Genomic DNA, 6917 nt, shown 5'->3' with positions numbered 1-6917 from the left:
CGGGAACCGCCCGGAGACCCGTGCGGGCAGGACGGAGCGACCGCTCCCGGCGTGGTGCGGGAGCGGCCTGCGGCGCGTCGGTCAGCGGCGCCCATGCCCGCCCGGGCCGTTGTCGAGTCCGTCGGTGTCGATGCGGTTGGTGCCCTGCTCGACGTTCTCGATGTTGCGGTCGCGGGTGTCCTTCATCATCCGGACGTTGCCGAGTGTGGCGTCGGTGATGCCGACCAGCGCGTCGCGGATGGACAGCATGGTGTCCTTGGTGGTCTGCCGTTCCTTCTGCTCCTGCGGCTTGGCCTTCTCCGCGAACTCGCCCTCCGTGCCCGGCCAGCTCACCGTGGGTGCCAGCTCGTCGAGGAACTCCTCGGTCATGCTCCTGGTCAGGGTGCCGATCTCCTCCAGCTGCTTCGCCAGGGCCTCGATGCGATGCGGGTCTACGTAGTACCGCTGTCCCATCGTCAGTCCTCTCCCTCTTCGCCGATGGCGTCCCGCCACGCGGGAGCGGCCTGACCGGCGCGTGCCGAGTCCTCGGGGTCCTCGCGCAGCACTTCGGGGCCGAAGATGCGCTCCCAGTCCATCTCGAAGCCCTTCAGCTCCGGCACGTTGCTGCTGGGTTCGGCGAAGGGCGCCATCGCCTTCATCACATGCCGGTTCATCTTCAGGCGCGCCGCGCCCGCCGCCTCCAGGACGCTGGCGGCCAGCTCCTGCGGAGACATGTCGCGGTACTTGTTCTCCAGGAAGTCGATCCCGGTCAGCTCACCCTGCGGGCCCGCTGTGGCACGGACCGCCCGGTCGGAGGAGAGCGCTGCGAACGACGCCGTCCGCAGCTCGCGCTCGGTGCGTGCGACCGCCTCCTGGGCCGCCTGCAGCTCGGCCATGGCCTTCTCCAGCCGCTTCTCCAGCGGTTCCGTCATGCCCGCTCCCCCTCTCTCCGTCGGTCTCTGCATGCGTCCGGCTCCAGTCCCCGGAGCCCAACTACTCTACTGATCATGCCTGGTGAAGGCCCTTTGGCGGTAGCTGGGGCAGGGTGCGCACCGTCCGCGTGCGACATCCGCCGCCCCCGTGCGGTGTTCACCGGCCGATGACGGCCGGGGTGCCGCCCTCCTCGGTGCCCCACACGTCCGAGTCCTCCTCGAGGTAGTCGGCGGACGTGGTGGGCCTGCGGCCCTGCTCCGTCTCCTCCGCGGAGGTGTCTCCGCCGGTGGTCGTCACCCGGGAGGCCGGGGCCAGGAAGGTGTCGGTGTCCTCCTGCCGGTTCCACGGGCTGCGCCGGCGGCGGGTGCGGCGCTCGCTCTCCTCGGCCGCGTCGACCAGGACGGAACGCACCCGCTCGCCGTTGCCCTTCTCTCCGCCGGCGCCCATGCCGCCCATGCCTCCGCCCATCGGCATGCCGGGCGTGCCGGGCGTGCCGGGGGCACCGGGGGCTCCTCCGGCGCCCCCGGCTGCGGCGAGTGGGGTTCCCGCGCCGGCGGTGACACTGTCGGAGAGGGGCGCGACCGGGCCCGTCCCGATACCGTCCACGGAGGCTCCCGGGATGCCGCCGCCTGACGCACCGGCGGTCACCTGGCCACCGCTGAGACCCAGTTCGGAGAGCGGCACGTCACGGCTGGTGGTGCCGCCACCGCCGCCACCGCCACCAAGGTCACCGAGTCCGCCCAGCTCGTCGAAGATGCCCGAACTATCGGTGGGAATCGACGAGTTGAGCTCCTTCAGGTCCAACGTCTCGGTCCTGCCCTGGGCATCGGTGACAGTGGCTACGCCGGTGTCCGGGTTGATGACCTGCTTGCTGCCGTCCGGGAAGGTGGTGGTCAGCTGGCCGTCGTCCAGGAAGGTCGTGGAGCCGTCAGGGTTGTTCACCCTCGCCCCGTGGGTGAGGTCGGTCTCCACGGTGGAGCCGTCCGCGCCGGTGCTGGTGAGCATCCCGCTCTCCGGATCGAAGCGCGCCGCGCCACCGTCCGCGAACATCGTGGCGAAGTCGCCGTCGACGAGTCCGGTCTGCCCGCCCGTCGGGGTCTCCAGGCCGCCCAGGTCTCCGAGGCCGCCGTTCCCACCGTTCAGGTTGCCGAGGCTGCCGAGGTTCTCGGTCGTGACGGTGCCGTCGGGGGCGGTGGAGACGGCCTGGCCGGTCGCCGGGTCCACGACCTGCTCGGTGCCGTCCGGGAACGTCGTCGTCAGCTTCCCGTCGTCACCCAGCGAGGTCACCGACCCGTCCGGATTGTTCACCTGCCCAAGGTCGCCCAGATCCTGCGTGGTGACACTGCCGTCCGGATGCGTGGTGGTCAGCACACCGCTGTCCGGGTCGAACTGCGTACTGCTGCCGTCCGGGAAGTCCGTCGTCACTCCACTGTCACCGAGCTGGGTACTGCCCCCGGTCGGCGTCTCCAGGGAACCACCGGAACCACCGTTCAGATCACCGAGGTTGCCCAGGTCACCGACCGAATCGGTGGGCAGCGAGGAGTTGATGTCACCCAGGTCTCCGAGGCCGCCGTTCCCGCCGTTCAGATTGCCGAGGCTGCCGAGGTTCTCGGTCGTGACGGTGCCGTCGGGGGCGGTGGAGACGGCCTGGCCGGTCGCCGGGTCCACGACCTGCTCGGTGCCGTCCGGGAACGTCGTCGTCAGCTTCCCGTCGTCACCCAGCGAGGTCACCGACCCGTCCGGATTGTTCACCTGCCCAAGGTCGCCCAGATCCTGCGTGGTGACACTGCCGTCCGGATGCGTGGTGGTCAGCACACCGCTGTCCGGGTCGAACTGCGTACTGCTGCCGTCCGGGAAGTCCGTCGTCACTCCACTGCCACCGAGCTGGGTACTGCCCCCGGTCGGCGTCTCCAGGGAACCACCGGAACCACCGTTCAGATCACCGAGGTTGCCCAGGTCACCGACCGAATCGGTGGGCAGCGAGGAGTTGATGTCACCCAGGTCTCCGAGGCCGCCGCTCCCGCCGTTCAGATTGCCGAGGCTGCCGAGGTTCTCGGTCGTGACGGTGCCGTCGGGGGCGGTGGAGACGGCCTGGCCGGTCGCCGGGTCCACGACCTGCTCGGTACCGTCCGGGAACGTCGTCGTCAGCTTCCCGTCGTCACCCAGCGAGGTCACCGACCCGTCCGGATTGGTCACCCGTGCACCGTCGCCCAGACCCTGCGTGGTGACACTGCCGTCCGGATGCGTGGTGGTCAGCACACCGCTGTCCGGGTCGAACTGCGTACTGCTGCCGTCCGGGAAGTCCGTCGTCACTCCACTGCCACCGAGCTGGGTACTGCCCCCGGTCGGCGTCTCCAGGGAACCACCGGAACCACCGTTCAGATCACCCAGGTTACCCAGGTTCTGGGTGATCGCCTCGTTGGCCGCGTCGGTGGCGTTCTTCGTACCGCCTGGGCCGTTGGTGAGGTTGCCGAGGTTCGGGGAGACGGGCGGTACGACCCCAGCGGGCGACTGGTTCTCGCCACCGGGGTTGTTCACGTCGCCGAGGTTGCCGAGCTCCTCGGTGATCGTGTTGTTCAGGTCGTCGGCGCCACCCGGGTTGTTGAGGTCGCCGAGATCACCGTTGCTCTCGGTGACCGGCACGTTGAACAGGTCGTCGAGGTTCTGTGCGTTGACCGAGTTCGGATCATTGAGGCCGCCGAGGCTCTCCTCGACGATCTTCTGCTGTTCCTCGGCCTCCCGCTTGGCCTCCTCCTGTTCGCGCTTCTGCTCCTCGCGCAACTCGTCCTGGTAGCGCTTGTCCTCCTCCCGCTGCTGGTTCTGCTCGTTCCGCAGCTCGTCCTGGAGGTTCTTGGCCTCCTCCTGTTCGCGCTTCTGTTCCTCGCGCAACTCGTCCTGGTAGCGCTTGTCCTCCTCCCGCTGCTGGTTCTGCTCGTTCCGCAGCTCGTCCTGGAGGTTCTTGTCCTCTTCCCGCTGCCGCTCCTGTTCCTCGCGCAGCTCGTCCTGGTACCGCTTGTCCTCCTCCCGCTGCCGCTCCTGTTCCTCGCGCAGCTCGTCCTGGTACCGCTTGTTCTCCTCGTTCTGATTCTTGATCTCCTCCTTCTCCTCCTCGAGCTTCTTGTTCTCGTACTCCTCCGACGCCGTGCTGGTCGACTTCGGTTTGGGTACGTTGTCGGCGAAGTCCTTGCCCAGCTCGAGGAAGTGGTTGTTGAGCGTCGACTGCACCGTGCGGGCGGGCGTGACCAGGTGTTCGTCCACACCCTTGTTCCAGATCTCGACCGCCTTGTCGCCGACCTTCGCCCAGTTGGCGATGTCGGTGAGGTCCCCGTAGTCGGGGTGCACCTGGGAGAAGCCGTCCTTCGGGCTGTGGGAGACGGTCGTCATGTACCGGCTGGTGTAGGACTTGATCTCCGTCTTGGCCACGTTCTCCGTGTCCACCCACTGGGCGAGGTCGTCCAGGACGTAGCGCAGCACCCGGTGCGGGTCGTAATACGGGGACTTGGCCCATTCCAGCCACGCCGCCAACAGCGTGTTGGCGGCGTCCACCAGGTACGAGCGCCCCAGGGACAGCGCCCGCGAGTAGACCGTGTTACCCGTTCCGGCCTCGTCCCCCGTGCCGGGCGAGGAGTTGAAGGTCTCGACGTAGCTGTCGTAGTTCTCGCGGACCTTCTTCAGCAGGCTGCGGAAGACCTCCGCGGCCTCGCCCTTCCAGCTGGCGTCCTCCCGGCCGAAGCGGTCCTCCCAGTCCTTGAGCAGCGGTGCCTGGTCCTTGAAGAACTTGGCCGCGAAGTCGAAGGACTCCCCCGTGCGATTGAAGGAGTTCAGGTCCACCACGGCTTCGTCGGCCACACCGAGGTTGCTGAACCGGGCGTCCTTCGTGTCACCCGTCAGCAGCTCGAGAAGCGCCGCCCGCGGCCCGTTCATGTACTGGGCGAGCGGGATGGTGCTCATCTTGTCCTTGTTGTAGTCCGTGAACTCGTTGCCTTCACGGACTTGCACGTTGTTCACGTCGTCGGAGTCGGCACCGGCGAAGATGACCTCATCACCGGACTTCACCCGCCCCTCGAAGACGATGCGGGCCTGCATGATGGAGCGCTTCTTGCCGCTGTCGAAGAACCATATGTCGTAGTCCTCGCCCTTGTTCTGCAGGAAGCCGGAGTCCTTGACGAGCAGGCTGAGGCTGCGCTCCTTGATGTCCATCCGGAAGAGCTTGCCGCCGTGGTCGGAGCGGAGCGTGTCGAAGATGGTGGCACGGTCCGGTACCGGATAGCCGGTGATGTGGGTGACCAGGCCGGCCCAGGTGTCGGACGATGCTCCACCGACGTCCTCGTACTTGTCGACGTTGCCGACGGATGTGGGATCGTATCTATCGGGCACCGGGGACCCTTTCTGGTCGGTTGTCGTCCGCGCCGACGCACAGTCCCGTCGTGTGGACGTGCAGCCGGGTGTCTCTCGGAGCGTGTGCCGGACGGCCGGGCGCCGTCGTCACACACGGCACAGGATCAGGTCTCGGTCGTCTCCGAGGTCCCGCTGGTGAGCGTGTCGACCTCGTCGAAGGTCTGCAGCAGCGTCTGGGCGTCGATCGCGTCCAGGTTCTTGTTCTTGGTCTTGTTGGCCTCTTCGATGGTGTCGGTGAGCGCTTCCTGCAGCTCCTTGAAGAGCTCCATCTGGTCGCCGAGCAGCTTGTCGATGGCCTCGGCCGCTGTCCGGACACCTTCGATCAGCTTGGGTCCCGAGACCAGGGCCTCGGTGGCCATCTTGCCGATGCGCAGGAGCTGCTGGCCCTGTACGAGGTTGTCCGGGCTGGTGTGCCCGTCGACGAGGTCACCGAGCGGCCGGATGTTGGGGGCCTCGCCGTCCTCCCGGTGCTTCTTCGCCTTGGTGTACACCGGCTGCACCTCGTTGTCCCGGAAGTTCTCCATCTGCTTGAGGTCGAAATGCTTGACGTCGGCCTTCTCACCAGCCATGGGACGTCCTCCTGCCGTTCGGTACCGGACGGAACACGGGCCGGCCGGACGAAGACGAGTCCGGCCGGCCCCAGGGACCTACCGTCCGGATCATGCGCGGGCGACGTGCCCCGGCATGATCCGGACGGAGGGCCTCAGCGAGCCCGCACGTTGCCCCAGTTGTCGGCGCTCCTGCGCTCGTCGCGTGAGTGGTTGTCGTGGATGCTCTGGACCAGGTCACCGCTGTCGCCGAGGAGCAGGGCCATGTTCTTGGTGGCCTGGTCCCACTCCGCCTGGACTCCGCGGTACATCTGCTGGTCGTCACCCTCCCAGGACATCACGAGCGGCTTCAGCTCGTCCTCGAGGTTGTTGAGGGTCGTGATGATCTGCTGGGTCTGGCCCTTCAGCTCCTCAATCGCGTTCCGGACCGTGGAGTACTGCACATCGATGATGCCGTCGGCCATGACGTCTCCTCTCGGGGGCCGGGCGCCAAGGGCCCGGGAAGCTCACGGGTTCCGGCCTCCCCGAAGGGGGTCGGGTGCCGCGTGGGGGTGGGGGGTGGGGGGTGTGGGTCAGCGCAGCGCTTCGAAGACGCCCTGGCTGGTCTTGCTGTTGAGCACCTCGGTCAGGTCCTGGTTCTCCTGCGCCAGGCGGTTGGCCGAGGTCACGTTCTCCTGGAGCGCGTCGATCATCTTGCTGATCTGGACGACGACCTTCTGCGCCTCGCCGTTCCAGCTGCGGAAGAGCTTCAGCAGAGCCTGGCCCTCGTCACCGCCGACGCCCGAACGCGCGGCGACCTCGGCCACGTTGTTCTGGATCTTCTCGACCGCGGCCCGGGCCGACTCCAGGGAGGAGACACCTCCCAAGCCCTTGGCATAGTCCGCTTTCCTGCCGGAACCGTCCGCCATGTCACGCTCCCTTCGTTCAGGCGAGTCTCCTCGCACCGTTGCCCGCTGAGGCTAAAGAGAATCCACTGTCCGGCGCAACGTATGCAGCGAAGTTTTGAGCGTAGGACGGCGCGCCGGAATCCGTACACGGCAATGGAGTTGTCCAAATGTT

At 67.4% G+C, this 6917-nt stretch carries 6 protein-coding genes; all 6 read right to left on the bottom strand.

What is annotated here, in order from left to right; translation table 11 throughout:
• Positions 1-81: 81 nt before the first annotated feature.
• Positions 82-453: a hypothetical protein gene (locus ACFYSH_RS17950; RefSeq protein ID WP_388753493.1), complete on the bottom strand. Its 372-nt coding sequence runs from the start codon at positions 451-453 to the stop codon at positions 82-84.
• Positions 454-455: 2 nt separating this feature from the next.
• On the bottom strand, positions 456-911 hold the full coding sequence (locus tag ACFYSH_RS17945) for a YbaB/EbfC family nucleoid-associated protein (RefSeq protein ID WP_065848046.1): 456 nt from the start codon (positions 909-911) through the stop codon (positions 456-458).
• 157 nt (positions 912-1068) lie between these two features.
• Positions 1069-5289, bottom strand: a complete 4221-nt coding sequence (locus ACFYSH_RS17940; protein ID WP_388753490.1) for an AAWKG family protein — start codon at positions 5287-5289, stop codon at positions 1069-1071.
• Positions 5290-5414: 125 nt separating this feature from the next.
• Positions 5415-5879 carry a type VII secretion system-associated protein gene (locus tag ACFYSH_RS17935; protein ID WP_359465960.1) on the bottom strand — a complete coding sequence of 155 codons (465 nt, stop codon included), beginning with the start codon at positions 5877-5879 and terminating at the stop codon, positions 5415-5417.
• Positions 5880-6013: 134 nt separating this feature from the next.
• Positions 6014-6322: a WXG100 family type VII secretion target gene (locus tag ACFYSH_RS17930; RefSeq protein WP_359465962.1), complete on the bottom strand. Its 309-nt coding sequence runs from the start codon at positions 6320-6322 to the stop codon at positions 6014-6016.
• Between the two features lie 108 nt (positions 6323-6430).
• Positions 6431-6766 carry a hypothetical protein gene (locus ACFYSH_RS17925; protein WP_359465963.1) on the bottom strand — a complete coding sequence of 112 codons (336 nt, stop codon included), beginning with the start codon at positions 6764-6766 and terminating at the stop codon, positions 6431-6433.
• Positions 6767-6917: the final 151 nt, after the last annotated feature.

It is taken from the genome of Streptomyces sp. NPDC005791 (genome assembly GCF_042871485.1).
Lineage (GTDB): Bacteria > Actinomycetota > Actinomycetes > Streptomycetales > Streptomycetaceae > Streptomyces.
This window is presented reverse-complemented; position numbering and strand designations above follow the sequence as displayed.

Bases quoted from the DNA above. Each gene is read 5' to 3' on its own strand.
- ACFYSH_RS17930 (WP_359465962.1), bottom strand. From the start codon at position 6,322: ATGGCCGACGGCATCATCGATGTGCAGTACTCCACGGTCCGGAACGCG.
- ACFYSH_RS17925 (WP_359465963.1), bottom strand. From the start codon at position 6,766: ATGGCGGACGGTTCCGGCAGGAAAGCGGACTATGCCAAGGGCTTGGGA.
- ACFYSH_RS17935 (WP_359465960.1), bottom strand. From the start codon at position 5,879: ATGGCTGGTGAGAAGGCCGACGTCAAGCATTTCGACCTCAAGCAGATG.
- ACFYSH_RS17945 (WP_065848046.1), bottom strand. From the start codon at position 911: ATGACGGAACCGCTGGAGAAGCGGCTGGAGAAGGCCATGGCCGAGCTG.
- ACFYSH_RS17950 (WP_388753493.1), bottom strand. From the start codon at position 453: ATGGGACAGCGGTACTACGTAGACCCGCATCGCATCGAGGCCCTGGCG.